Genomic DNA, 24,477 nt, shown 5'->3' with positions numbered 1-24,477 from the left:
ATGACGCCGTGCAGAATCGCTCCGGGATCACCACCGTGTCGCAGCCCTGGCCCACCGAGATCCGCCTCGCCTCCGACCGGAGGTCGCTGCGGGTCGCGTTCGACGACGGGCGCACGGCCGATCTCCCGGCGGAACTGCTGCGTTGCGAGAGCCCGTCGGCGGAGGTCCAGGGGCATTCGCCGTCCGAGCGAAAGCTGGTGGGAGGCAAGGCGGATGTCCTGATCGCCTCGGTCGAGCCGGTCGGGAATTATGCCGTGCGATTGGTGTTCGGGGACGGCCATTCGACCGGAATCTACGGATGGGGATACCTGGCGGGGATGGCGGAGGACCCGGAGGGTCGCCTCCAACGCTACCGGCAGGAACTGCAGGCCGCCGGCCTCACGCACGAGTGACCATCGTCCGCTTCACAGACGACAAGGGCGGCCGAAGCCGCCCCGTCGATCGAATGAACGCGAGGTCGCGTTCGCTCAGCGCTGGACCACCACGCGCGTTCCGACCCTGACCCGGTTGTAGAGGTCGATCACGTCGTCGTTGAGCATGCGGATGCAGCCCGACGAGACGGCCTGGCCGATCGTGTCGGGCTCGTTCGATCCATGGATGCGATACAGCGAGGAGCCCAGATAGAGCGCGCGGGCGCCCATCGGGTTATCCGGCCCGCCCTTCATGAACCGCGGCAGGTCGGGGCGGCGCTTCAGCATCTGGGCCGGGGGGGTCCAGGTCGGCCATTCGGCCTTGCGGGTGATCGTCTTGGTTCCGGCCCAGTCGAAGCCCGGCCGTCCGACGCCGACCCCGTAACGCATCGCCTGACCGCCGCCGAGGACGAGATAGAGGCGCCGCTCCGTCGTCGAGATGATGATCGTGCCGGGCGCGTGACGGCCGCTATACGACACCACCTCGCGCGGGATCGCCGTCGCCTGGGGCACGCTGTTGCCGAGGGGCATGAGCGGCTGGCGCGTCAGCGGATCGATTTCATAGGCGGCGGCGGGAAGGGCGGCGGCGGCCGCACAGGCCATCCCGGCCAGCAGGGGGAGGAAGCGACGCATACGGACCCTCGTGAGAACGTGAATCGCCACGGCGGCGAGATTCGCGCGATCCTAACGCTGAGCTTGGCCATTGGCTCCAATCGGACCACCAAAATGTCGCCAAACGGCCACGTTCTGCTTTGGCATGGTTTACAGGCCACACCATGCCGAGCGCTTCGGCAGCGGCGGTCGTGCTGTCGTCATCGGAGGGGATTAGTCCCCGTTCAGACGGAATTCAGCGTCCGAGCTCGACGTTGTGCCGATATCGGCGGAACCGCGGGCGGGGTTTGCCATTGTCCAGCGCCGGTCGATCCGGCGGGCGATCGCAAGATCGATCGGGGATTTCATCGTTCCCCTCGCCAGCGGGGATCGTTAAGGTACGTTTTGGTTCAGAGACGTGTTTTCCAGGGAGAAGCAGATGAGCATTTTCGGTTCGATCATGTCGAAGATCTTCGGCGGCGAAGCCAAGGCCGATGCGTCTGCCTCCGCGCCGGCGGCCACGGGAACCGGTGCAGGCGCCGGTGGCGGGGTCGATGTTGAGGCTGTGATGCAGGACCTCGCCAACAAGTCCGGCAAGCCGTCCAACTGGCGCCAGTCCATCGTGGATACGATGAACCTGCTCGGGCTCGACAGCTCGCTCGCCGCCCGCAAGGAGCTCGCCAAGGAACTGGGCTACACGGGTGACACGAACGACTCGGCGTCGATGAACATCTGGCTGCACAAGCAGGTCATGACCAAGCTCGCGGCCAATGGCGGCAAGGTTCCGGACGACCTCAAGACCGCTTGAGGACCGGCTCGGCCGCCCATCAAGGCCGAGGGAAACAGGGGCCGGCGGCGACGCCGGCCCTTTTCTTTGGCGCCGGGCCAAGACCGGCGATCAGACGGGACCGCGTTTCTCCTCGACACCGGCTTCCGCCAGCGTGCGTCTGAGGTCCCCCTGCTGGGCGGCGTCGAGATGGCGTTTCGGCAGGATCTGATAGTTCGCAGGCGAATAGTAGAGCTGGACGATGGTCGGCGTCTCGCGCCAGCCGAGATAGTAGGACCATGGCATGTCCGAATTGACGTTCTCGCCGCTCACCCGATAGCGCCCTCCCTCCCAGGAGACCTCCATCGTCTCGTGCAGAACCTTGTTCTGCCGCCAGACCTTGCGGACGCCGCGCGGCACCGAGACGAGGTAGAGCAGTCCGGCGAGCCCGCAGAGATAGGCGAGGACGACGACGCCCGAGACGATTCCGGTCGTCGGGTCGGGGTCGCCGGAGGGGATGACCCAGGTCCCGAAGGCGAAGGCTGCCGCCACCATGAGGGCCACGATCACAAGCACCCGTCGGCGCCGGATCGCCGCTCGGAAATGGGCTCGGGCGCCGTCCAGCAGATCGTCGTAGGTGAGCTGAACGCCGGCGATCGTCCGGGCGGGCGTCACGGAATCGGGTGGCTGGTGATCGCTGCTCATCGGTCTCATAGGGCGAGGTAGGCGTCGCGGATCTCCGGGCGCGCCTCGAGTTCCGCGATCGTGCCGCTGAAGCGGACGCGGCCCGATTCGAGGATGACGGCCCGGTCGCAGATCAGCCGCGCGAAATGCAGGTTCTGCTCGGAGATCACGATGGACAGCCCCTCGCGCTTCATCGCGAGGATCGCATGCGCCATCTCCTCCACGATCTTGGGAGCGAGCCCCTCCGACGGCTCGTCGAGAAGGACGAGGCGCGGATTGCCCATCAGCGTGCGGGCGATCGTCAGCATCTGCTGTTCGCCGCCGCTCATCCGGCCGCCGAGCCGGTTCCGCATCTCGGCGAGGTTCGGGAACAGCGCGAAGAGGCGGTCGGGCGTCCAGGTCGGCGCGTCGGCCCGCGGCGGTTGCCGGCCGACTTCGAGGTTTTCCATCACCGAGAGTTCGGTGAAGATGCGTCGATCCTCCGGGACGTAGCCGAGCCCCGCGCGGACGATCGCGTGGGTCGATGCGGTCGAGACGTCCCGGCCGTCGAAGACGATGTGACCGGTCCGCTTGCCGAGGAGGCCGACGATCGCCTTGAAGGTGGTCGACTTCCCCGCGCCGTTGCGCCCGAGAAGCGCGACGACATCGCCCGTCCCGACATCGAGGTCGACGTCGCTCAGGATATGGGCCGGGCCATACCAGCCGTTGAGTGCGCCCACCTCAAGCATGGGTCGCCTCGGCTGCCGAGAAGGTCAGTCCTTCGCCGAGATAGGTCGCCTTCACAGCCGGATCGTCGCGAATGGCGGCCGGCGAGCCCGCGGCGATGATGCGGCCGCGATCGAGCACGATGATCCGGCTCGCATGCTCGAACACCACGTCCATGTCGTGCTCGGTGAAGAGGATGCCGATCCTCTGCTCGGCCGCGATCTCGGCCGCGACGCGCATCATCGCGACCCGGTCGGCGGGGGCCATCCCCGCGGTCGGCTCGTCCATGAGGAGAAGCTTCGGCGCGTTGGCGAGCGCGACGGCGAGTTCGAGCCTCTTCAGGTCGCCATAGGCGAGTTCGGCGCAGGGCCGGTCGAGCGCCCGATCCATGCCGACCAGGGCGCAGAGGCGCTCGGCCTCGCCGCGCATGTCGGCGGCGGCATAGCCGAACAGCCGCCAGAGGCGCCCCTCATGCGACAGCAGCGCCAACTGCACGTTCTCCCGGACCGTCATCGACGGGAAGGTGGCGGTGATCTGGAAGGTGCGTCCGACGCCGAGGCGCCAGACCTCGCGCGGCGTCAGCCCGGCCGTATCGCGCCCGGCGATCCGCACCGAGCCCGAATCCGGCCAGATCTGCCCGTTCAGCATGTTGAAACAGGTCGACTTGCCGGCGCCGTTCGGTCCGATCATCGCGAGGAGTTCGCCGGCCTCGAGCGAGAAGGAGACATCCCGCACCGCATGGACGCCGCCATAGGCCTTCGAGAGATGCTCGACCTGGAGGAGGGGAGGGGTCACGGCGTGCCTCCCCGGGCCTGGCCGGAACCTGCCATCGCCGGAGTGGCCGAAGGCCTCGCCCCCAGCCGGGCGAGAAGGCCGGAGAGCGTGCCGACGACGCCGCGCGGGAAGGCGACGACGAGGACGATGATTAGAAGGCCCAGCACGAGCTTCGAGGCGTCCGTGTAGCTCATCAGGAAAATGGTCAAGGCGCGGAACAGGATCGCGCCGATGACGGCGCCCGACACGGTCTCGACGCCGCCGAGCAGCACCATCACGAGCCCGTCGACGGAGGTCGGGATGCCGAGCGTGTCCGGGAAGACGCTCCCCTTCAGGTAGGCGAAGAGGGCGCCCGCCAGTCCGGCGGCCGCGCCGGCGATGACGAAGGCGGTCCATTGCGTGCGCTTGCGGTCGATCCCGATCGCCTCCGATCGCAGAGGCGAATCCCGCAAGGCCCGCATCGCGAAACCGAAGGGGGAGAAGACGACGACCCGCAGAGCCGCGATCCCGAGAGCCGCGGCCGTCAGGCAGAGCCAGTAGAATGCGCCGGGACGCGAGGCCCAGCCGTCCGGCCAGACCCCCAGGATGCCGTTGTCGCCGCCCGTCACGGCCGTCCACTGGAAGGCGACCGACCAGGCGATCTGCGCAAAGGCCAGCGTCAGCATGGCGAGATAGACGCCCGTCAGCCGCACGCAGAACCAGCCGAACACCACGGCCCCGATCGAGGCGAGTGCGACGCCGGAGGCGATGCCGCCGAGCATGGGCAGGCCGAAGGCCTTCGTGACGAGCGCTGCCCCATACGCTCCAAGGCCGAAATAGGCGGCATGGCCGAACGAGACGAGGCCGCCCGTCGACATGATGAACTGCAGCGATGCCGCGAACAGCGCGAAGATCAGAAGCTCGGAGCCGACGGCGAGGATGTAGTTCCCCGCGACGAGCGGCAAGCATGCGGCGGCGGCGATAGCGGCGACGGCGAGGACCCTTCCGCTCGTCCCCAGCGGCTGCCACGGCCGCACGGTGGCAGAGACCGAGGCCCGCGCCGGCCCCTCGGGCCGGCCGAACAGACCGAAGGGCCTGATGACGAGCACGACCGCCATCACGAGGAAGACGAGGACGAGCGAGACCTGCGGCAGGACGAGGATGCCGAAGGCGTTCAGCTCCGAGACGAGCAGCGCTGCGACGAAGGCCCCCGGCACGCTGCCGAGCCCGCCGACCACGACCACCACGAAGACCTCGACGATGATCTGGAGGTCCATCGCGTGGTTCACGCCGCCGCGAGGCAATTGCAGCGCGCCGCCAAGTGCCGCGAGGAAGACGCCCAGCGCGAAGACGGCGGTGAAGAGCCATTTCTGGTTGACGCCGAGCGCCGCCACCATGTCTCGATCCTGCGTCGCCGCCCGCACGAGGACGCCGAACCGCGTCTTGTGGAACAGGAGCCAGAGCAGGCCGAGCACGGTCGGGCCGAGAACGATCAGGAACAGGTCGTAGGCCGGGATCGCCTGGCCGAAGACGTCGACCGCGCCGCGGAGGCCGGGCGCCCTGCGCCCGACGAGGTCCTCTGGCCCCCAGATCATGACCGCAAGGTCCTGGAAGACGAGGGTGACGCCGAAGGTCGCGAGCAGCTGGAAGAGTTCGGGCGCGTGGTAGATGCGGCGCAGCAGCACGATCTCCACGAGCGCGCCCAGCGCCGCGACGGCGATCGCCGCGATCACGAGCCCGCCCCAGAATCCGACGGCCCCTTCGAGCCGTTCCGTCAGCGACCAGGCGATGTAGGCGCCGGCCATGTAGAAGGCGCCGTGCGCGAAATTCACGATCCGCGTGACGCCGAAGATGATCGACAGCCCCGACGCGACGAGGAACAGCGAGGCGGCGCCGGCGAGCCCGGTCAGGAACTGGGAGAAGTAGAAGTCCATCAGCTAAGGCGAGCCCCGACCGGACCGCCGCGGCTCGCTCCTCCCCGCCGAAAACGGGGGGAGGGCGAACCCGGCCGGCGATCCGAACATCCGGCCGGATGTCGAGAGGCGAGCGCCGTCACCCGGTCAGTCCTGCGGCCGCATCTTCTTCACCTCGTCGTCCGACGGCAGATAATCCGCGCCGTCGCGATAGACGGGGTCGACCATCACGCCCTTGCCGTCCTTCACGCCTGTCTTGCCGACGAAGGCGCCGAGGGTCGATTGCTGGTCGATCGCGCGGAACGTGGCCTTGCCGAACGGCGTGTCGAAGGAGATGCCGCGCGCCGCCTCGATCATCTTCTCGGTGTCGGTGGAGCCGGCCTTCTGGATGATGGCGGCAGCGGCGTTCACGAGCGAGTAGCCGACGATCGAGCCGAGCCGCGGATAATCGTTGAACTTGGCCTGATAGGCCTTGAGGAAGGCCTCGTGCTCCGGAGTCTTGACGTTGTTCCAGGGATAGCCGGTCACGAGCCAGCCTTCCGGCGTCTCGTCCTTCAGCGGATCCATGTATTCGGGCTCGCCCGTGAGGAAGGAGACGACCGAGCGCCCCTTGAACAGGCCCCGCGTATTGCCCTCGCGCACGAGCTTGATCAGGTCGGGGCCGAAGGTGACGTTGAGGATGGCGTCGGGCTTCAGCGCGGCGATGGCCTGGACGACCGGGCCGGCGTCGATCTTGCCCTGCGGCGGCCATTGCTCGCCGACCCATTCGATGTCCGGGCGCTTCTTCGAGAGAAGCTCCTTGAACACCTTCACGGCCGATTGTCCGTATTCGTAGTTCGGGGCGATGGTTGCCCATTTCTTGGCCGGAAGCTTCGCCGCCTCCTCCGCCAGCATCGCCGCCTGCATGTAGTTCGAGGGGCGCAGGCGGAAGGTGTAGCGGTTGCCGGACGACCAGACCATCGCGTCGGTCAGCGGCTCGCCCGCGAGATAGAAGATCTTCTTCTGCTTGGCGTAATCGGCGAGCGCGAGGCCGACATTCGAGAAGAAGGCGCCCGCGATCATGGCGACCTCGTCGCGCGAGACGAGTTCGTTGGCAGCCGTTACCGCATCCGCCGGCTTGCCGGCATCGTCCTTGGTGATGACGACGAGCTTCTTGCCGAGGACGCCGCCCTTGGCGTTCACCTCCTCCGCCGCGAGCTGGAGACCCTTGCGATAGGGCTCGGTGAAGGCCGGCAGTCCCGAATAGGAATTGATCTCGCCGATCTTGATCTCACCCTGCTGGGCGAGGGCCGGAAGGGCTGCCATGCCGGCGCCGAGCGCCATCCCCGTGAGAATCGTTCGTCTCGTATCCATGCCGTTCCCCTTCGGTTGGCGCCGCGTGGCGCGCCCCATCGCCTCTATCGCAAGCCGTCTTCTCCTTTGACCTCCCCGATGGTCAACCCACCGACCCGCGGGAGGGGACGTCCGGAATCGGTGACGGCGACGGCGACGGCGATCTCGTCGCGTCGCGGCGCGTCCGTGATCCGCACCTCCATCCCGTCGAAATGGCTCCGCACGAAGGCCGCATCCTTGTGTCCCAGCGGGATGTCGAAGGGCACGCCCGGGCCTCCGCGCTTCTTCGAGGACGGTATCAGCGCCGCCCCCTTGCCGAGCGCCGCCCGGACGGGCGCGCCGAGCTTCGGATGCAGGATCGCTGCCGCGTGTTCGAGCTCGCCATCCTCGCCCACGGCCGCTGCCTTGCCGTAGCTCTGGACGGCGGTGCCCGGGATGCCGAGCGCGGCGACCGCCCGCTGGGTGAGCAGCCCGCCGAGTTCGACGCCGATCTCCATCAGGTCGGACAGATCCTCGACATAGCGGCTGGCGAAGGGGTTCCGGATGACGGCGATCGCCGCCGCCCGCCGCGTCGGCGGCGCGACCGGCCGGCCCATCTCGGTCAGCGTCTCCTCGACGAGGACGACGATCTTGCGAATCTCCGCCTTCATGCGGCCCTCCCGATGGTGCTCGTTGCACTGCCGATCCCTCCCTGAAGGGGAGGGCGAGTCGAAGCGAGGCTTCGAGCCGGGGCGGGGTAATCCGGCTGCGGATAGACCCCAGCCCGGTTGGCTGGCGCCGACTCGCCCTCCCCTGCAGGGGAGGGATCGAAAGCGGTAGCCTGAGATGGACGCGCCTCGAACCGCTCCCCGACCACCGTCGTCTCGCCCTGGAGGTGCAGGGCGGCCGCTGCGATGAGGCCGCGCCGGATCAAGGTCTCGGCGCAGGCCCGGCCGCGGCCCAGGGCTCCGGCGATCTCGGCCGGCCCGAGCGGCCCGACGTCCCGCGTGACGAGGATATCCTCGAGGTCGCTGTCGGCCTGCACCTCGCGGGCCGGAACGCGCGTCACGGCAGGATGGCCGGGGCAATCGACGGCGTTCGCGACGATGGTCGCCGCCGCATCCGCTTCGGCGGCCGTGCGGGCGAGGATCGTCACCGCATCCGCGATCCCGCGCGAGAACGAGCGTCCGCGCCAGCCGCTGGTCGCGATGCCGCCGATCCCGGACGCGGAATCGATGACCGCCGAACCGAACAGGGCAGGGCGGTCGGGCCGGTCGACGAGGCCGATGCGCGCGATCTCCCCGGGAGCGAGATGCAGAGCGATGTCGCCGCCGTTATTGACGAAGGCGCGTCGGAGCGGCGCTGCGGCGAGCATCGTCCGCAGGACCTCCTCCGCGACGGCGCCGGCGACGGCGGCCATCGGCGTGATGAAGGCGTCGGCGGCAAAGGGCATGACGGCGGCCTGCATCCGCCGGGCGACCGCCCCGCGCAGATGCCCGCCCGGCTGGGCGACGCAGCGGCGCAGCGTGACGAGTTCCTCGCACAGCGTCGGAAGGATGGTCGGGAACAGCCGCGCCGCGGCGTCGTAGGCAGCCCTGACGGCGGCCTCCTCCCCGTCCACCTCGACCACGAGGTCGATGGGGCCGTGCTGCAGATGCAGCCGCCGCCCGTCCGGCAGGAGGGAGATCTGCGGCGGCAGCATCACCCGAGGCTCCGGTGGGGGCGAGCCGCGAGCGGCCAGGGATTGCGTCCGACCTGGGAAACCGTCCGCCGGGCGGGGTCGGCCGCGATGTCGGAGAGGCGCCGGATGTCGGCCATGTGCCCGCCGAGCGCCTGGTACGCCGAGAGGGGCAGCGTGAACTCGATCGGTGCGACGAGAGCCGGCGTCGGCACGTAGCCGAAGGCGTTCTCGGGCACGCGGGTGACGTCGACCATGAAGGTGATGCCGCCGCCCGGCCAGACATAGACCGGCGCTCCGCCGCAGGTGACGGTCGTCAGCGCCTCCTTGACCGATCGCGTCAGGCGGACGGGGTTCTCGGTCACGCCCGCGCGAAGCGAGCCGCCGGCCCCGCCCATGAACAGAACCGTCGACAGAGCGGGCTCGCAATTCTCCTCGATGAGGTCCACGGAATGTCGAAGATCCGGGGGCAGGTCCCGCTCGACGGGCCGCAGCGCCTCGTCGAGTTCGTAATAGGCGAATTGCTCCCCGGTCGTGGACACCATCAGGAGCGAGAGGCCGGGCCGCGCGGTCTTGGGGTCGAAATCGCCGAGGATCGAGAGCGGGTCGGTGATGTCGGTGCCGCCCCAGCCCGTGCCCGGCTCGGCGACCTGGAAGTAGCGGCCGGGCGTCGAGCGGCGCCCCTTGATGCGGATGCCGGTCTCGCGGATGCCGAGGACCTTGCCGGCCTGATGCTCCGAGAGGACGCCGGTGATGTGATCGTCGACGACGACGACCTCGTCCACCTTGCCCTCCCATTGCTTGGCGAACATGCCGATTGTCGCCGAGCCGCAGCCGACGCGCATGCGCTCCTCGCGATGTCCGTTGACCTCGGGCGGCCGCCCGGCCTGGATGACGATGGTCGATCCCTCGTCCACCTCGAGTTCGACCGCCCCGCCGTTGCAGAGGGCGAGAAGCGTGTCGCAGGTGACGCGGCCCTCCTTCTTCGAGCCGCCTGTGAGGTGGTTGACCCCGCCGAGCGAGAGCATCTGCGAGCCGTACTCGCCGGTCGTGACATGCCCGACGGCCTCGCCCTTGGCCCGCACGGTGGCGCTCTCGGGGCCGAGATGGCGGTCGGTGTCGATCTTCACCTTGACGCCGCAATAGCTGAAGATCCCCTCGGTCACGACCGTGACCATGTCGACGCCCTCGACCTCCGAGGCGACGATGAAGGGGGCCGGCTTGTAGTCGGGATAGGTCGTGCCGGCCCCGATGGCGGTCACGAAGACCGGCTCCCTCCCGACGACCCGGCCGTCCCAATCATGGCCGCCGCTCCCGCCGGCGAATGGCACCACGGCGCCGCTCGCTGTGATGGTCCGCTCGAGCACGACGTGAGGATCGACCCGGATCAGTTCGCCGTCCCGGTTGGCGTAGCGGTCGCACGCTCCGGCCTGGCCGGGCCGGATGAAGCACATCACCGGGCAGGCGTCGCAGCGGATGCGGTCGTCGGCGGGTTTCGACAGCGCTTCGCTCATGGGCGCTGCCCTTGGTCCGTCCTGTCCCGATCCCTCCCGATAGGGGAGGGCGAGTCGACGCGGAGCGTCGAACCGGGGTGGGGACACCCCCAGCCGGGCAGCACCCCACCCCGGTCGGCTGGCGCCGACTCGCCCTCCCCTGGAGGGGAGGGATCGGCGGCAAGATGCGCTTCTCTGATCGCCGCCAGCACGCGGTCCGGCGTCGCGGGCACGCGCCGGATGCGGGTTCCCGTCGCGTGGTGGATGGCGTTGAGGATCGCCGGCGCCGTCGGGATCAGGGCCTGCTCGCCGATGCCCTTGGCGCCCGAGGGGCCGACCGGGTTGGGGTCCTCGATCAGGATGGTGGTGATCGGCGGCACGTCGCCGACCGTCGGGATCAGATAATCGTGCAGGTTCTCGCCGCGGCCGGGATGGAACTCCTCCATCAAGGCGAGGCCGAGCCCCTGGGCAATGCCGCCCTCGATCTGACCTTCGAGCAGCGTCGGGTTGATCGCCCGGCCGACATCGTGGGCGGCGGTGACGTGGAGGACCTTCACCGTGCCGAGGGCGAGGTCGACCTCGATCTCGGCGAGATGCGCGCCGAAGCCGTAGACGGCATAGGGATGTCCCTGCCCGTCCTCGTCGAGCGGCGTCGTCGGCGGATCGAAGGTCTCCTCGGCCGAGATGGCGTAGCCGCGCTCGTCGAGCGGCAGATCGGCGAGGCGGATGAGGCGCCGATGTCCGGCTTCATCGACGCGGAGCTCGCCCGGGGCCGGCCGGATGGTGGCGTCGCTGCCGGCATTGGCCATTCGCAGGATCGCCGCGCGCAGAGCGCGGCAGGCGAGTTCCGTCGCCTTGCCGCTGACGACCGTCTGACGCGAGGCCGAGGTCTTGCCCGCGTCCGGCGTCAGGTCCGTATCAGGCGGCGCGAGATCGAGCGCGCCGAGCGGCACGCCGAGCGCGTCCGCCGCGATCTGCGGGATGATCGTGTTCGAGCCCTGGCCGATATCCACCGCGCCCTGATGCAGGACGATGCGGCCGTCATGGGTGATGCCGATCCGCATGGTGGACGGGTTCGACATCGAGGTGTTGCCGCAGCCGTACCACATCCCGGCGATGCCGACGCCGCGGCGCAGATGTCCGTTCGCCGCGCGGCCTCGATTGAAGGCGGCGGCCTCGGCTCGCGCGCGGGTCCAGGCCGGCCGCAGCGCCTCGAAACAGGCACGGATGCCGGTGCCCGGGCCGAGGATCTGGCCCGTCACGGTGGGATCGTCCGGGCCGAGCGCGTTCAGGATGCGGAAATCCAACGCATCCATGCCGAGGGCCGCGGCGAGTTCGTCGTAGATCTGCTCCTGCGCCACGGCGGCCTGCGGCACGCCGAAGCCGCGGAAGGCCCCGGCTGGCACGACATGGGTGTGCACCGCGACGCTCCGCGCCCGGTAGTTCGGCACGAGATAGGGTCCGGAGGCGTGGACGGGTACGCGGTTGGCGACGGTCGGTCCCCAGGAGGCATAGGCGCCCGTGTTGAATTCGGCCTCGACGTCGAGCGCGAGGAGGCGGCCGTCCGATGCGGCCCCGGCCCGCATCCGGATGCGGGCCGGATGGCGCTTCGTCGTCGTCATGATGGATTCGCGGCGCGAGTACGTCATCCGCACCGGCCGGCCGAGCCGCCAGGCGGCGAGGGCGAGGAAGGGTTGCACGGAGAGGTCGAGCTTCGTCCCGAAGCCGCCGCCGACCGCCGTCGGCACGATCCGCACCGCCTCGGGCGCGATGCCGAGGATCGCGGCGACGTCGTCCCGGTCCATGTAGGGCGCCTGGGTGCAGGCGTGGATCTCGATCCGGTCGCCGACCCGGCGCGCCCATCCCGCCTCCGGTTCGATCGGCGCATGTTCGACGAAGCCCGTCTCGAAGAGCCCTTCGGCTCGGACGGCCGCAGCGGCAAGGCCGGCCTCGACATCGCCGCGGGCAACTCGGCCTCGCACGAGCACGTTGTCCGGCCGGCTCTCGTGCAGACGGCTGGCTCCCATCGCACGGGCCTCGTCGGGAGAGAGCGCGGGGCGCAGCTCCGTCCAGGCGACCGGGAACGCCGAGAGGTCCAGCGCCGCCATGGCCTCCGCCTCGCCGACGATCGCCGCGACCGCCTCGCCCTTGAAGCGTGTTTCGCGTTCGGCGAAGACCGGCTGATCGGCGAAGGGCGCGATGACGCCGAAGCGGTTCACGCCGGTCACGTCCGGGGCCATGAGGACGGCGATCAGACCCGGATGCGCGGTCAGGAATGCGCCGATGTCGCCGAAGGCGAAGGCGGCGCGATGGTGCGGGCTCCGCACGACCTTCAGCACGAGCGCGTCGGCAGGCGCTCCGTCGTCACCGTAGCTGTCGGCCCCGGTGACCTTCCGCCTGCCGTCGAGGCGGGCGATCCGGGCACCGATCGCGGTGCCGGAGGGCGGCTGCGGCCCGTCGAATGCGGTCGCGGGCACGTCGAGGATCGCCGCGACGATCTTGCGGTAGCCCGTGCAGCGGCACAGCACGCCCCCGATGGCGTCCGACACCTCCGCCTCGGTCGGCCGGGAGTTCCGCTCGAGCAGCGCGGTCGCTGCGACGATCATGCCCGGCGTGCAGAAGCCGCATTGGGCGGCTCCGTGGCGCAGGAACGCGGCCTGAAGCTGGACGGCCGCCGGGTTCGTCGCCGTCAGGCCTTCGATCGTCCGCACGTCCCGCCCTTCGGCCTGAGCGGTGGAGCACAGGCAGGCGCAGATCGGGGCGCCGTCGAGAAGGACCGTGCAGGCGCCGCAATCCCCGGCATCGCAGCCGACCTTCGTGCCCGTCAGGCCGAGCCCGCGCAACGCGCTGCTGAGGCGTGCCGAAGGGTCGGGCGGGAACGTGACGCGCGCGCCGTTGAGCTGGCAGGAGATCGGCGAGGTGCTCGAAAGGGCCGCGCTCATGCGGCGGCTCCGTCACAGCGACGGAGCGCGCGCCGGACGAGCTCGAGCGCCGCCTCGCTGCGATAATCTGCCGTGGCCCTGACGTCGGCGATCGGAGCGAGACGCTCGAGATGGTGTGGCCGCACCAGGCTGCCCAGAGCGGCCGGCGAGGCACCGATCAGCGCCGCCTCCAGCTCCGGCATGCGGGTGGCGACGGCCGAGCAGGCGCCGATGGCGATCCGCGCCGAGCGCACCCGCCCCTCGGCGACCTCGAGCAGCACCGCGACCATGACGATCGAGATGACGAGATAGCGCCGCGCGCCGAGTTTGAGGAAGCACGAGGTGGCGTCGGGGCTGGCCACAGGGACGAGGATCGCCGTGAGGATCTCGTCGGGGCGCCGCGCGGTGTGTCGGTTTCCCAGGAGGAACGCCGCCAGCGGCAGGCATCTCGTTCCCGAAGAACTGGCAAGCTCGACGGATGCGTCCAGCGTCAGAAGGGGAGGGACGCCGTCGGCGGCCGGCGAGGCGTTGCAGAGATTGCCTGAGAGCGTGGCGACGTTCTGGATCTGGACCGAGCCCACCTCGCGCGCGGCGGCCCGCAAACCGTCGAAACAGGGCGGGAGCGGCGCCCTGGCGATCCGGCTCCAGGTCACGCGGGCGCCGATCCGCAGCACGCCGTCGATGATCTCGAGTCCGTCGAGCCCGTCGATGCGGGACAGGTCGAGGATGCGGGGCGGGGGAGGGCGATCGGCCAGAGCGGGAAAGAAGTCGGTGCCGCCGGCCAGGATCGCGGCCGGCGCCTCGACGAGGGCCTCACAGGCTTCGCGCAGGGTCGACGGCCGAAGGTACATGCACCCTCGCAGGGCCAGAGTGGCCAGATCGTTCGTACACTAACAATCTGACCGGCTCTCGAAACCTGTCAAGGCTGGATCTGATCTAAATCGCAGCAGGCCTGGCGAGCGGTTTCGCCTCGCTGCCCACGGGAGCGTCAGGCAGGGGCTGCCAGTGGGTCGGCAACTCGTCCGCAGCCTGGATCGAGGCCGGCATCTGCATCCGCGACAACCATTGCCCGAACTCCTCGCTGAAGCGCGCGATGATCGACCCCCACGGGGGTGTATGGACGAGAATGTCCAAGTCTTTCGGGGCGGTCTCGATCGGCTGCCACGCATTGTCCTGCACGGTAGAAGGCTCCTTTGCGGTCGAGCCTTAACGTCGATCATCGCGAGAAGTGCCGGCGCGATCGGCAGGAGGTGAGAAGCTCCTCACGATGGCGCCGATTTCGCCCGTGTTCCGATGAAGGTCTCTGGAACGCCGCCGCGCGTAGCGCTACAGACGAACCGCAGCTGTCGACGGGAAGGATGAGGATGCCCGGTTCTGGAGCGATCGTCGATTTGACCGTCGACGAGGTCATCGGCGGTATCGAAGACGGCACGATGATCGTCGTCGACGTGCGCGAACCGAGGGAACTCGCAGCGGGCATGATTCCGGGCTCGGTCGCGATGCCGCTGTCGGAATTCGACCCGGCGGGTCTGCCCGTCGACGACGGCCGGCGTATTGTGTTCGTCTGTGCGGGAGGCGTTCGGTCGCGCATCGCGATCGAGGCGGCTCGCCAGGCAGGGATCGACGTCCGCGAGCATCTTGCTCCCGGTTTCAAGGGATGGGTGGCACAAGGCGGGGCCGTCGCTCTCCCGACATGAGACCTTCGTAGGGCGTAGCCCGCTTGCGGGAGTGCGTCTTCACACCTGACTTCCGACGTGGCGCCCTTTATGGGCGCTGCAGAAGTGGATTGACGATGCGGTTGACCAAGACGGCGATATTGGCCGCTGCGATGGCTATTTCGGCCTTCGCAGTCGGCGCTGCTACTGCTCAGATGCCGGGCGGTCCCCCGCCGAAGGTCACGGTTGCGAAGCCTGTGGTCAAGGACGTCGTCGAGTACGACGAGTTCACCGGCCGGTTCGCCGCGGTCGATTCGGTCGATGTCCGGGCCCGCGTCTCGGGATACCTTGAGAAGGTCGGCTTCACGGATGGGGCGATCGTCAAGAAGGACGATCTGCTGTTCGTGATCGACCGCCGGCCCTACAAGGCCGCTCTCGATCAGGCGCAGGCGAGCGTCGCCTCGGCCCAGGCGCGGCTGACCTTCGCCCAGACGGATTACGAGCGTGCCCAGTCGCTGCAGCGGACGGGCAACATCTCGGATCAGCTGGTGGATCAGCGCCGGCAATCCTACGTGAGCGCGCGCGCCGATCTCGACAGCGCTCAGGGCGCTCTCCGCAACGCCCAGCTCAACTTCGATTTCACGGAGATCAAGGCGCCGGTCTCCGGCCGGATCAGCCGACGAAACATCTCGGTCGGAAACCTCGTCAACGCGAACGATACGTTGCTGACCAACATCGTGACGATGGATCCGATCTATTTCTATTTCGATGTCGACGAGAGGTCGTACCTCGCCTATTCGCGCGTCCTGCTGATGGCCCGCCAATCGGGCAACGAGCCGACCTCGGACGCGCTCTTGGCGCTGACCGGCGAGCGTGAGTTCAAGCGCCCCGCCAAGATGGACTTCATCGACAACCGGATCGATCAGGCGAGCGGCACGATCCAGGCGCGCGTGATCGCCGAGAACAAGGACCTGTTGCTCGTGCCCGGCCTGTTCGGGCGGGTTCAGGTGACGGGGTCTCCGCCCCATCGAGGCGTCCTCATCCCCGATGAGGCGATCGCGACCGACCAGGACCGGAGATTCGTCTGGGTCGTCGCCGGTGATGGCACCGTGTCGGCAAAGGTCGTTCGACCTGGTCCGCGCATCGACGGCTACCGGCTCATCCGGAGCGGCCTGACCGGCGACGAGACGATCGTCGTCAACGGTCTGCAGCGGGTTCGGCCTGGCATCAAGGTCACTCCGGAACGGCAGGAACTGCCGCCCGTGAAAGCGGTGAACGGTCAGTAAATGCGCTTCGCCCACTTCTTCGTCGATCGGCCGATCTTCGCATCGGTCCTTTCGATCGTCCTCGTCCTCGTCGGCTACGTCTCCTACACGCGTCTGCCGATCGCGCAGTACCCGGAGATCGCGCCGCCGACGATCACCGTCCGTGCGACCTATCCGGGGGCGAATGCGGAGACGGTCGCCGCAACCGTGGCGACGCCGATCGAGCAGGAGATCAACGGCGTCGAGGACATGTTGTACATGTCCTCGTATTCGAGCGCCGACGGCGCGATGCAGCTGACGATCACGTTCAAGCCGGGTACCAATCTCGATCAGGCGAACGTGCTCGTCCAGAACCGCGTCGCCACGGCGACGCCGCGCCTGCCGGCTGAGGTGCGCTCGCTCGGCGTCGTCACCCGCAAGGCGTCGTCGGACTTCCTGATGGTCGTCCACATGCTGTCGCCCGACGACAGCTTCGACCAGCTCTACATCTCGAACTACGCGCTGATCCGCGTTCGCGACGAGCTGATCCGCCTCGAAGGCGTCGGCGACGTGACCGTGTTCGGCGCGCGCGAATACTCGATGCGGATCTGGCTCGATCCGAACAAGCTCGCCGCCTACCGGCTATCGACGACCGACGTCACCGCTGCGCTGCAGGAGCAGAACATTCAGGTGGCCGGCGGCGCGCTCGGCGGACCTCCGACCCCCCAGGGCAGCGCGTTCCAGCTCATCGTCCAGACCCAGGGTCGGTTCCACAGCGTCAATCAGTTCCAGGACATCATCGTCAAGGCGGTGGACGGACGCCTCGTCCGCTTGAGGGAACTCGGCCGGGTCGAACTCGGCGCGCGCGATTACACGACGGGGTCCTACCTCGACGGCAAACCCGCGATCGGCATCGGCATCTTCCAGCGCCCCGGAACGAATGCGATCGCGGCGGCCGAAGCCATCATCGCGAAGATGCAGCAGCTTCAGCTGCAGTTCCCCAAGGGGCTCGAGTACAAGATCGCGTACAATCCGACGACCTTCGTCGAGCAATCGGTGTTCGAGGTCTACAAGACTCTCGGCGAGGCGGTGATCCTGGTCATCATCGTCATTCTCGTCTTCCTCCAGAGCTGGCGCACCGCGATCATCCCGATCGTCGCGATTCCGGTCTCGCTCATCGGCACCTTCGCGCTGATGAGCGCATTCGGCTTCTCGTTGAACAGCTTGTCGCTGTTCGGGTTGGTGCTCGCGATCGGCATCGTCGTCGACGACGCCATCGTCGTGGTGGAGAACGTCGAGCGTCAGATCGCAGACGGGAAGACGCCGCGCGAGGCTGCCCACGTGACCATGGACGAGGTCGGAAGCGCGGTGATCGCGATCGCGCTCGTGCTGTCCGCCGTGTTCATCCCGACCGCCTTCATTCCCGGCATCTCGGGTCAGTTCTACCGCCAGTTTGCCCTGACGATCGCCGTGGCGACGGTCATTTCGGCGCTCAACTCCCTGACGCTGTCGCCGGCGCTCTGCGCTCTGCTGCTGAAGCCCCATCGGGGCGAGCACCATAAGCCCCGCTTCTTCCTCGCGCGCTGGGGCGCCGCCTTGGCGAACGGCTTCAACAAGACGTTCGACGTCTTCTCGAACGGCTATGCGGCGCTGGTCCGGTTCCTCGTGTCCAGCGTCTTCATGCGGCTGGTTATGCTCGGCGTCTACGCGGCGATGATCGCGACGACCGTGTACCTCGCGCGGACGACCCCGACCGGCTTCATCCCCGCTCAGGATCAGGGCTACCTGATCGCCGTCGTCCAGCTGCCCGATGGCGCCTCGCTGAACCGCACCGAGGAGGTGATGAAGCAGGCCGAGAAGATCATCGCGGACGTGCCGGGGATCGAGAGCATCATCAGCATCTCCGGGTTCAACGGGGCGACCTTCACGAACGCGACCAACGGCGGCGTGATGTTCCTGCCGCTCAAGCCGTTCGAACAGCGCAAGACGCCGAACCTCGCCGCGGGTGCGATCGCAGGCCAGGTGATCATGCGCCTGTCGGTGATCCAGGAGGCCATGATCTTCGCGCTGCCGCCGCCGCCCGTTCGCGGCCTCGGCAATGCCGGCGGCTTCAAGATGATGCTGCAGGACCGCACCGGCGCCGGTCTCGGAGCCCTTCTGGCGTCCGCCGGGGAGGTCATCGGCCAGGCGAACCAGAACCCGAACCTGAGCCGCGTCTTCACGACCTTCGGCAACAACACGCCGCAGATCTATCTGAACATCGATCGGACCAAGGCGCGGATGCTCGACGTGCCGCTGTCGAACATCTTCAATACCCTCCAGGTCAATCTGGGTGGCGCTTACGTCAACGATTTCAACGTGTTCGGTCGTGTCTATCAGGTCAGAATTCAGGCCGACGACCGCTTCAGGACCGAGCGCCAGGACATTTTGCGGCTGAAGGTCCGCTCGTCCAACGGCGCGCTCGTGCCGCTCGGCTCGCTCGTCGATATCACCGACGTGGCCGGCGCGGATCTCGTGCAGCGCTACAACATGTACACCGCCGTGCCGATCCAGGGTGACTCGGCGCCTGGCGTATCGTCCGGCACCGCGCTCTCGGCGATGGAGGGCCTCGCCGCCCGCCTCCCGGACACGCTGGGTTACGAATGGACGGAGCTCGCATTCCAGGAGCGGGCCGTCGGGAACACGGCGATCTACGTCTTCGCCCTCGGCGTGCTGTTCGTGTTTCTCGTTCTCTCAGCCCAGTACGAAAGCTGGTCGCTGCCGCTCGCGATCATTCTCGTCGTGCCGACGGGCGTTCTCGCGGCGCTGGCAGGCGTCGGGCTCCGGGGGATGGACAACAACGTCCTGACCCAGATCGGCCTCGTCGTACTGATCGGCCTAGCGGCGAAGAACGCGATCCTGATCGTCGAGTTCGCCAAGCAGATCGAGGAGCTCGAGAACAAGGCTCCCGTGCCGGCCGTCGTCGAGGCGGCCCGCCTGAGGCTTCGCCCGATCCTGATGACGGCCTTCGCCTTCATTCTCGGCGTCGTGCCGCTGGTGATCGCGACCGGTCCCGGCGCCGAGATGCGGCAGGCTCTCGGCACGGCCGTGTTCTTCGGCATGAGCGGGGCGACCGTGTTCGGATTGTTCCTGACGCCGGTCTTCTACATCGTGATCCGCACGACGATGATCTGGTTCGGTAATCTCGGGAAGCGGAAATCTCCGCCCCCGTCCCAGGAGCCGCCGTCGGACGGGCCGGCTCCGAGCCCGGGATCGGTGCCGCAAGGGGCTCACTGACGGTAGCGAGCGGCGGCGTCCCGGCGGTTCGAGCCGCAGGGAACGCCGCCGATCAGGCGGCGCGAGGGTGATCGTCGCGGGCCACATCCCGGTGCGGATATCTGGTTCGATCCCGATAGGCGCGAGACCGCGGCGGTCGGCGGTGGTCCGCCGGACACAGCCGATATCGGGCTTGGATAATCAGAATCGATCTGGAATAATTCGAGACAGGTAGCGTCTTCGTCATCGCCGCCCTGGCTCGAGGATCGTTCATGACCCGCTTCGTGTTGACCACGGCTGTCCTTCTCGGGCTCGCCACCGTCGTCGTCGCTCAGACGGACCCGATCGCGCAAAGGCGCGACGTCATGAAGGGGGTCGGCGCCGCCACCAAGGCGGGGGTGGAGATGGTCAAGGGCGAAACGCCCTTCGATCTCGCCAAGGCGCAGGACGTCCTGAAGACCTACGCGACGGCAGCCGAGACCTTCCACACCTATTACCCCGAGACGTCCAAGACCGGCGGCGGCACGTCGGCGAGCCCGAAGATCTGGGAGAGCCCGGCGGAGTTCAAGGCGAAGTTCGACGCCTGGGGTGCGGATATCCGGAAGGCGGCGGAGGACACGAAGGACCTCGGCAGCTTCAAGGCGTCGTTCGGCTCCGTCATGCGCTCCTGTCGCGGCTGCCACGAGGTCTATCGCATCAAGACCTGAGCGGAGACGGCGGGGTGAGCGCTGCCCCTCGCCGCACGGCGTCCGGCGCCCGCCACAGCGTGCGCGCATGGGATGGCCCGACGCGGCTGTTCAAATGGGCGCTCGTCGCATCGGTGGCGATCGGATACCTGACCTATCAGATCGGCGATGCCGCGCTGACATGGCATATCTGGAACGGCTATGCCGCGCTGATCCTCGTCACGTTCCGCATCCTCTGGGGCTTCGCCGGTTCCTCGACCGCGCGCTTCGGGGCCTGGATCACCTGGCCCTGGTCCGCGCTGGCCTATGGCGGCGCCCTCGTCACCGGACGGGCGCGGCGCTATCTCGGTCACAACCCGCTCGGCGGCTGGATGATCGTCGTGCTGCTGCTGTTCGTGGCGGCGCAGGCCATCAGCGGCTTGTTCACGGTCGACTCCAACGGGATCAGCGGCGGCCCCTTCGCCAATCTCGATTTCGGCGATCCGACGCCGGTCCAGCGGACCTTGTCACGCTGGCACCACCAGGGCTTCTACCTCTTCCTCGGTTTCGCGGTCGTCCACGTCGTGGTGAACCTGCTCTATGAGGGGGTGAAGCGCGATCCGCTCGTGCGCGCGATGGTCACGGGCCGGAAGCCCGCGGCGGATTATGCCGACCAGCCGGAGATGGTCCCGGCCTCTCACGTCTGGCTGCGTGCGCTCGTCTGCCTCGTCCTGGCTGCGGCCATCGTCTTCGGCACCGTCGCCTCGTTCGGCGGCAAGCTGCCGTTCTGAGCGCGCGGCGTCCGTTCGCCCGTGACAACCGCGCGTCCGGCGTGCATTGAGCCGCCATGGACTCGTTCAAGCCCCATCTCGGCAAGATCGCGACCGGCGCCGCGCTGACTCGCGAAGAAGCGCGCGACGCCTTTGAGACGCTGCTCTCGGGGGAGGTGACGCATGCCCAGGCGGGCGCGTTCCTGATGGGATTGCGCGTGCGCGGCGAGGCGCTGCCGGAAATCGTCGGCGCCGTCGAGGCGATGCGCAGCCGCATGACGCGCGTCGCGGCGCCGCCGAATGCCATCGACATCGTCGGGACGGGCGGGGACGGCGCGGGCAGCTACAATATCTCGACCCTCGCCGCGATTATCGTTGCGAGTTGCGGCGTGCCGGTCGCCAAGCACGGCAACCGCGCGGCCTCCTCGAAATCGGGCGCTGCGGACGTGCTCACGGCCCTCGGCGTCAAGATCGGCCTGCCGGCCGATGCGCTGGAGACCTGCCTTGCGGAGGTCGGGCTCGCCTTTCTGTTCGCCCAGACGCACCACGCCTCGATGCGCCATGTGGCGCCGGTCCGGTCCGAACTCGGCACCCGGACCCTGTTCAACTTCCTCGGCCCGCTCTCGAACCCCGCGGGCGTCAAGCGGCAGCTCGTCGGCGTGCCCTCGACCGCCTGGATGCGGCCGCTCACCGAGACCCTCAAGGAACTCGGCTCGGAGGTGATCTGGACGGTGCACGGCTCGGACGGGCTCGACGAGATCACGACGACCGGCCCGACCCAGATCGTCATCTTGGAGCGGGGAGAGATCCGCGAGATCACCGTGGCGCCGGAAGATGTCGGGCTGCCCCGTGCGAAGCCGGCCGACCTCAAGGGGGGCGATCCGGCCCATAATGCCCGGGCGCTCCGCGCCGTTCTCGACGGCGAGCCCTCGGCCTATCGTGACATCGGCCTCATCAATGCCGGCGCGGCGCTGGCGGTGGCGGGTGTCGCCGCCGATCTCGGCGAGGGGGTCGCGAAGGCCCGCGCCGCGATCGAGACCGGCGCCGCGAAGGCGACGCTCGACCGTCTGGTCGAGGTCTCGAACAGGGTATCGCCGTGACCGACGTGCTCGACCGGATCGCCGCCTACAAGCGCGAGGAGATCGCGGCCGCCAAGCGGGCCGTGCCCGAGGCGCGGATGGCCGAGCGCGCTCTCGCGGCGCCGCCCGTCCGCCCCTTCCGCCGCGCTCTCGCGGCGAAGCATGCGGCCGGCGAGCCGGCCCTCATCGCCGAGATCAAGAAGGCCAGCCCGTCGAAGGGGCTGATCCGAGAGGATTTCGAGCCGGCTTCGCTGGCTCGGGCCTACGAGGCTGGCGGGGCGGCCTGCCTCTCCGTTCTGACCGACGCGCCGTCCTTCCAGGGCCGGCCGGAATTTCTGGCCCTGGCGCGGGACGCCTGCTCGCTTCCGGCTTTGCGCAAGGATTTCCTGTTCGAGCCCTACCAGGTTCACGAGGCGCGGGTGCTCGGCGCCGATTGCATCCTGATCATCATGGCCGCCGTGACGGACGGGGAGGCGAGGGCGCTCCAGGACACGGCGAAGGCCCTCGGCATGGACGTGCTGGTCGAGGTCCATGACGAGCCCGAGCTCGACCGGGCGCTCGCGCTCGGGGCCGATCTCGTCGGCATCAACAACCGCAACCTGCGCACCTTCGAGGTGACGCTCGCGACCTCTGAGCGGCTTGCGCCTCGCATTCCTTCCGACCGCATGATTGTCGGCGAGAGCGGGATCGCGACGCCCGAGGATATCGTCAGGCTGCGCGCGGTCGGCATCGAGACCTTCCTCGTCGGCGAGAGCCTGATGCGGCAGGCGGATGTCGCCGCCGCGACGCGCCGGCTCCTGTCGCGGTCTCCGGCCGCGGCCTGAGCGATGGCCGAGCTCACCCATCTCGACCGTACCGGCGCGGCCAACATGGTCGACGTCTCGGACAAGGCGGCGACGAAGCGCGTCGCGCGGGCCGAGGGACGGATCGTGATGCTGCCGGAGACGGTCGCGCTCATCCGGGCGGGGGATGCCAAGAAGGGGGACGTGCTCGGCACCGCCCGCCTCGCCGGCATCATGGCGGCGAAGCGCACGCATGATCTGATCCCGCTCTGCCATCCGCTGCTGCTGACGAAGGTCGCGGTCGAGTGCCGTCTCGACGACACCCTGCCGGGCGTCCGGGTCGAGGCCGAGGTCTCGGTCTCGGGCCAGACGGGCGTCGAGATGGAGGCCCTGACCGCCGTCTCCGTCGCCTGCCTGACGCTCTACGACATGGTCAAGGCGGCCGATCGGGCGATGCGGATCGACGGCATCCGGCTTCTCGCCAAGAGCGGCGGCCGGTCCGGCACCTACGAGGCTTGACGCGATGGCGATGATCTCGGTCGCGGAGGCTCTGGCGCGGGTCTTCGGCTCGATCGAGGGACCGGTCGGACGTGAGGAGGTGGCTCTCGCGGACGCGATCGGCCGGACCCTCGCCGAAGACGTCGCCGCGACGCGCGACCAGCCTCCCTTCGCCGCCTCCGCGATGGACGGCTATGCCGTGCGCGAGGCGGACCTCGCCGACCTCCCGCGGCGCCTGATCGTCGTCGGCACGAGCGTCGCCGGCCGCCGCCATCCCGGAATCGTCGGACCGGGCGAGGCCGTCCGCATCTTCACCGGCGCGCCGATCCCGGAGGGAGCGGACGCCATCGTCATCCAGGAGGATACGGAAGCCGCGGACGACACCGTCGCCGTGCGTGCGAAGGAGCCGCCGGGCCGCTACATCCGCCCGGCCGGGCTCGATTTCCGGCAGGGCGAGACGCTTGTCCGCGCCGGCCAGCGGCTCGACGCGCGGCTGATCACGCTCGCTGCCTCGGCGGGTCGTGCGAGCCTCCTCGTGCGACGGCGGCCGCGCGTCGCCGTGCTCGCGACGGGCGACGAACTCGTCCGACCCGGCGAGACACCGGGGCCGGACCAGATCGTCGCCTCGAACCCGTACGGTCTTCGTGCGCTGATCGAGCGCGCGGGAGGCGAGATGCTCGATCTCGGCATCGCGCGCGACACCCTCGACGATCTCGGCCGCCGGATCGAGGCGGCCCGCGCCGCGAAGGCCGATCTTCTCGTCACCCTCGGAGGCGCCTCGGTCGGCGACCACGATCTCGTCCAGCAGGCGCTGGCGGGGGCCGGCATGGAACTCGGCTTCTGGCGGGTCGCGCTCCGTCCCGGCAAGCCGCTGATGAACGGGCGTCTCGGCCGGATGCTGCTGCTCGGCCTGCCGGGCAACCCTGTCTCGTCGATCGTCTGCGGAATCCTCTTCGTGGTGCCTGCGATCCGCGCGCTGCTCGGCGATCCGGCGGCCGGCGAGGACCCGACGGAGGCGGCGGTCCTCGGTGCCGCGCTCCCGACCAACGACCAGCGGCAGGACTATATGCGAGCGCGTCTGGAACGCCGCTCGGACGGGCCCGACCGCGCCGTGGCGCATGGCCGGCAGGATTCCTCGATGGTGGCGGTGCTCGCAGGCTCGGACGCGCTCATCGTCCGCAAGCCCCACGAGCCGGCGGCCGCCGAAGGCGATGCCTGCCGCATCATCCGGCTGGACCGCTTCTGCTGAGGTGACGGGGAGTTTCCTTCTCCCCTTGCGGGAGAAGGTGGCAGCGCGGAGCGCT

At 68.8% G+C, this 24,477-nt stretch carries 23 protein-coding genes; 11 read left to right on the top strand and 12 right to left on the bottom strand.

Features of this window, described 5'->3' with window-relative positions; genetic code table 11:
* Window positions 1-35: 35 nt before the first annotated feature.
* On the top strand, window positions 36-392 hold the full coding sequence (locus EV668_RS08420; protein ID WP_166652430.1) for a gamma-butyrobetaine hydroxylase-like domain-containing protein: 357 nt from the start codon (window positions 36-38) through the stop codon (window positions 390-392).
* A gap of 75 nt (window positions 393-467) precedes the next feature.
* Here the strand turns inward: EV668_RS08420 and EV668_RS08415 are convergent, their stop codons facing one another.
* Window positions 468-1,043: a L,D-transpeptidase gene (locus EV668_RS08415; RefSeq protein ID WP_133769316.1), complete on the bottom strand. Its 576-nt coding sequence runs from the start codon at window positions 1,041-1,043 to the stop codon at window positions 468-470.
* 397 nt (window positions 1,044-1,440) lie between these two features.
* Here EV668_RS08415 and EV668_RS08410 point away from each other — a divergent pair, with 397 nt between their 5' ends.
* Entirely contained in the window at window positions 1,441-1,809 is a 369-nt protein-coding gene (locus EV668_RS08410; RefSeq protein ID WP_133769315.1) for a DUF3597 domain-containing protein, read from the top strand.
* A 90-nt stretch (window positions 1,810-1,899) separates the two neighbouring features.
* Here EV668_RS08410 and EV668_RS08405 read toward each other — a convergent pair whose 3' ends face one another.
* The 11 genes from EV668_RS08405 to EV668_RS08355 all read right to left on the bottom strand — a co-directional run bounded on the left by EV668_RS08405 (window position 1,900) and on the right by EV668_RS08355 (window position 14,404).
* Window positions 1,900-2,472 carry a YcxB family protein gene (locus EV668_RS08405; protein ID WP_166652385.1) on the bottom strand — a complete coding sequence of 191 codons (573 nt, stop codon included), beginning with the start codon at window positions 2,470-2,472 and terminating at the stop codon, window positions 1,900-1,902.
* Between the two features lie 5 nt (window positions 2,473-2,477).
* Complete coding sequence (locus EV668_RS08400) at window positions 2,478-3,179, bottom strand: ABC transporter ATP-binding protein (RefSeq protein WP_133769313.1); 702 nt, start codon at window positions 3,177-3,179, stop codon at window positions 2,478-2,480.
* Window positions 3,172-3,951: an ABC transporter ATP-binding protein gene (locus EV668_RS08395; RefSeq protein ID WP_133769312.1), complete on the bottom strand. Its 780-nt coding sequence runs from the start codon at window positions 3,949-3,951 to the stop codon at window positions 3,172-3,174. The genes EV668_RS08400 and EV668_RS08395 overlap by 8 nt, the downstream gene beginning before the upstream one ends.
* Complete coding sequence (locus EV668_RS08390) at window positions 3,948-5,843, bottom strand: ABC transporter permease (protein ID WP_133769311.1); 1,896 nt, start codon at window positions 5,841-5,843, stop codon at window positions 3,948-3,950. Before EV668_RS08390 ends, EV668_RS08395 begins: the two co-directional genes overlap by 4 nt.
* Before the next feature lie 126 nt (window positions 5,844-5,969).
* Window positions 5,970-7,175 carry an ABC transporter substrate-binding protein gene (locus EV668_RS08385; protein WP_133769310.1) on the bottom strand — a complete coding sequence of 402 codons (1,206 nt, stop codon included), beginning with the start codon at window positions 7,173-7,175 and terminating at the stop codon, window positions 5,970-5,972.
* A 44-nt stretch (window positions 7,176-7,219) separates the two neighbouring features.
* The gene (locus EV668_RS08380; protein ID WP_133769309.1) at window positions 7,220-7,804 is read right to left on the bottom strand and encodes an amino acid synthesis family protein; all 585 of its coding nucleotides are present in this window, start codon (window positions 7,802-7,804) and stop codon (window positions 7,220-7,222) included.
* Entirely contained in the window at window positions 7,801-8,835 is a 1,035-nt protein-coding gene (locus EV668_RS08375) for a UPF0280 family protein (RefSeq protein WP_342636822.1), read from the bottom strand. The genes EV668_RS08380 and EV668_RS08375 overlap by 4 nt, the downstream gene beginning before the upstream one ends.
* A complete protein-coding gene (locus EV668_RS08370; protein WP_133769307.1) occupies window positions 8,835-10,325 on the bottom strand; it encodes a 6-hydroxynicotinate reductase in 1,491 nt (496 codons plus the stop codon). Before EV668_RS08370 ends, EV668_RS08375 begins: the two co-directional genes overlap by 1 nt.
* On the bottom strand, window positions 10,322-13,246 hold the full coding sequence (locus tag EV668_RS08365; RefSeq protein ID WP_133769306.1) for a molybdopterin-dependent oxidoreductase: 2,925 nt from the start codon (window positions 13,244-13,246) through the stop codon (window positions 10,322-10,324). The genes EV668_RS08370 and EV668_RS08365 overlap by 4 nt, the downstream gene beginning before the upstream one ends.
* Complete coding sequence (locus EV668_RS08360) at window positions 13,243-14,076, bottom strand: FAD binding domain-containing protein (RefSeq protein ID WP_133769305.1); 834 nt, start codon at window positions 14,074-14,076, stop codon at window positions 13,243-13,245. The genes EV668_RS08365 and EV668_RS08360 overlap by 4 nt, the downstream gene beginning before the upstream one ends.
* Window positions 14,077-14,161: 85 nt before the next feature.
* Window positions 14,162-14,404 carry a hypothetical protein gene (locus tag EV668_RS08355; protein ID WP_133769304.1) on the bottom strand — a complete coding sequence of 81 codons (243 nt, stop codon included), beginning with the start codon at window positions 14,402-14,404 and terminating at the stop codon, window positions 14,162-14,164.
* 212 nt (window positions 14,405-14,616) lie between these two features.
* Here EV668_RS08355 and EV668_RS08350 point away from each other — a divergent pair, with 212 nt between their 5' ends.
* The 9 genes from EV668_RS08350 to EV668_RS08310 all read left to right on the top strand — a co-directional run bounded on the left by EV668_RS08350 (window position 14,617) and on the right by EV668_RS08310 (window position 24,422).
* On the top strand, window positions 14,617-14,922 hold the full coding sequence (locus EV668_RS08350) for a rhodanese-like domain-containing protein (protein ID WP_425359594.1): 306 nt from the start codon (window positions 14,617-14,619) through the stop codon (window positions 14,920-14,922).
* A 131-nt stretch (window positions 14,923-15,053) separates the two neighbouring features.
* Window positions 15,054-16,166 (top strand): efflux RND transporter periplasmic adaptor subunit, encoded by a 1,113-nt coding sequence (locus tag EV668_RS08345; RefSeq protein ID WP_245512940.1) that lies wholly within the window; start codon window positions 15,054-15,056, stop codon window positions 16,164-16,166.
* Window positions 16,167-19,400 carry an efflux RND transporter permease subunit gene (locus EV668_RS08340; RefSeq protein WP_133769302.1) on the top strand — a complete coding sequence of 1,078 codons (3,234 nt, stop codon included), beginning with the start codon at window positions 16,167-16,169 and terminating at the stop codon, window positions 19,398-19,400.
* Window positions 19,401-19,651: 251 nt separating this feature from the next.
* On the top strand, window positions 19,652-20,086 hold the full coding sequence (locus tag EV668_RS08335; protein ID WP_133769301.1) for a c-type cytochrome: 435 nt from the start codon (window positions 19,652-19,654) through the stop codon (window positions 20,084-20,086).
* Window positions 20,087-20,100: 14 nt separating this feature from the next.
* On the top strand, window positions 20,101-20,835 hold the full coding sequence (locus tag EV668_RS08330) for a cytochrome b/b6 domain-containing protein (protein WP_133769300.1): 735 nt from the start codon (window positions 20,101-20,103) through the stop codon (window positions 20,833-20,835).
* A gap of 56 nt (window positions 20,836-20,891) precedes the next feature.
* A complete protein-coding gene (trpD, locus tag EV668_RS08325; protein WP_133769299.1) occupies window positions 20,892-21,914 on the top strand; it encodes an anthranilate phosphoribosyltransferase in 1,023 nt (340 codons plus the stop codon).
* On the top strand, window positions 21,911-22,717 hold the full coding sequence (trpC, locus tag EV668_RS08320) for an indole-3-glycerol phosphate synthase TrpC (RefSeq protein ID WP_133769298.1): 807 nt from the start codon (window positions 21,911-21,913) through the stop codon (window positions 22,715-22,717). The genes trpD and trpC overlap by 4 nt, the downstream gene beginning before the upstream one ends.
* A gap of 3 nt (window positions 22,718-22,720) precedes the next feature.
* Complete coding sequence (moaC, locus tag EV668_RS08315) at window positions 22,721-23,194, top strand: cyclic pyranopterin monophosphate synthase MoaC (protein WP_133769297.1); 474 nt, start codon at window positions 22,721-22,723, stop codon at window positions 23,192-23,194.
* 4 nt (window positions 23,195-23,198) lie between these two features.
* Window positions 23,199-24,422 (top strand): molybdopterin molybdotransferase MoeA, encoded by a 1,224-nt coding sequence (locus EV668_RS08310; RefSeq protein ID WP_133769296.1) that lies wholly within the window; start codon window positions 23,199-23,201, stop codon window positions 24,420-24,422.
* Window positions 24,423-24,477: the final 55 nt, after the last annotated feature.

Origin of the sequence: Enterovirga rhinocerotis, from assembly GCF_004363955.1 — a bacterium.
In the GTDB taxonomy this organism is placed as follows: domain Bacteria; phylum Pseudomonadota; class Alphaproteobacteria; order Rhizobiales; family Beijerinckiaceae; genus Enterovirga; species Enterovirga rhinocerotis.
This window is presented reverse-complemented; position numbering and strand designations above follow the sequence as displayed.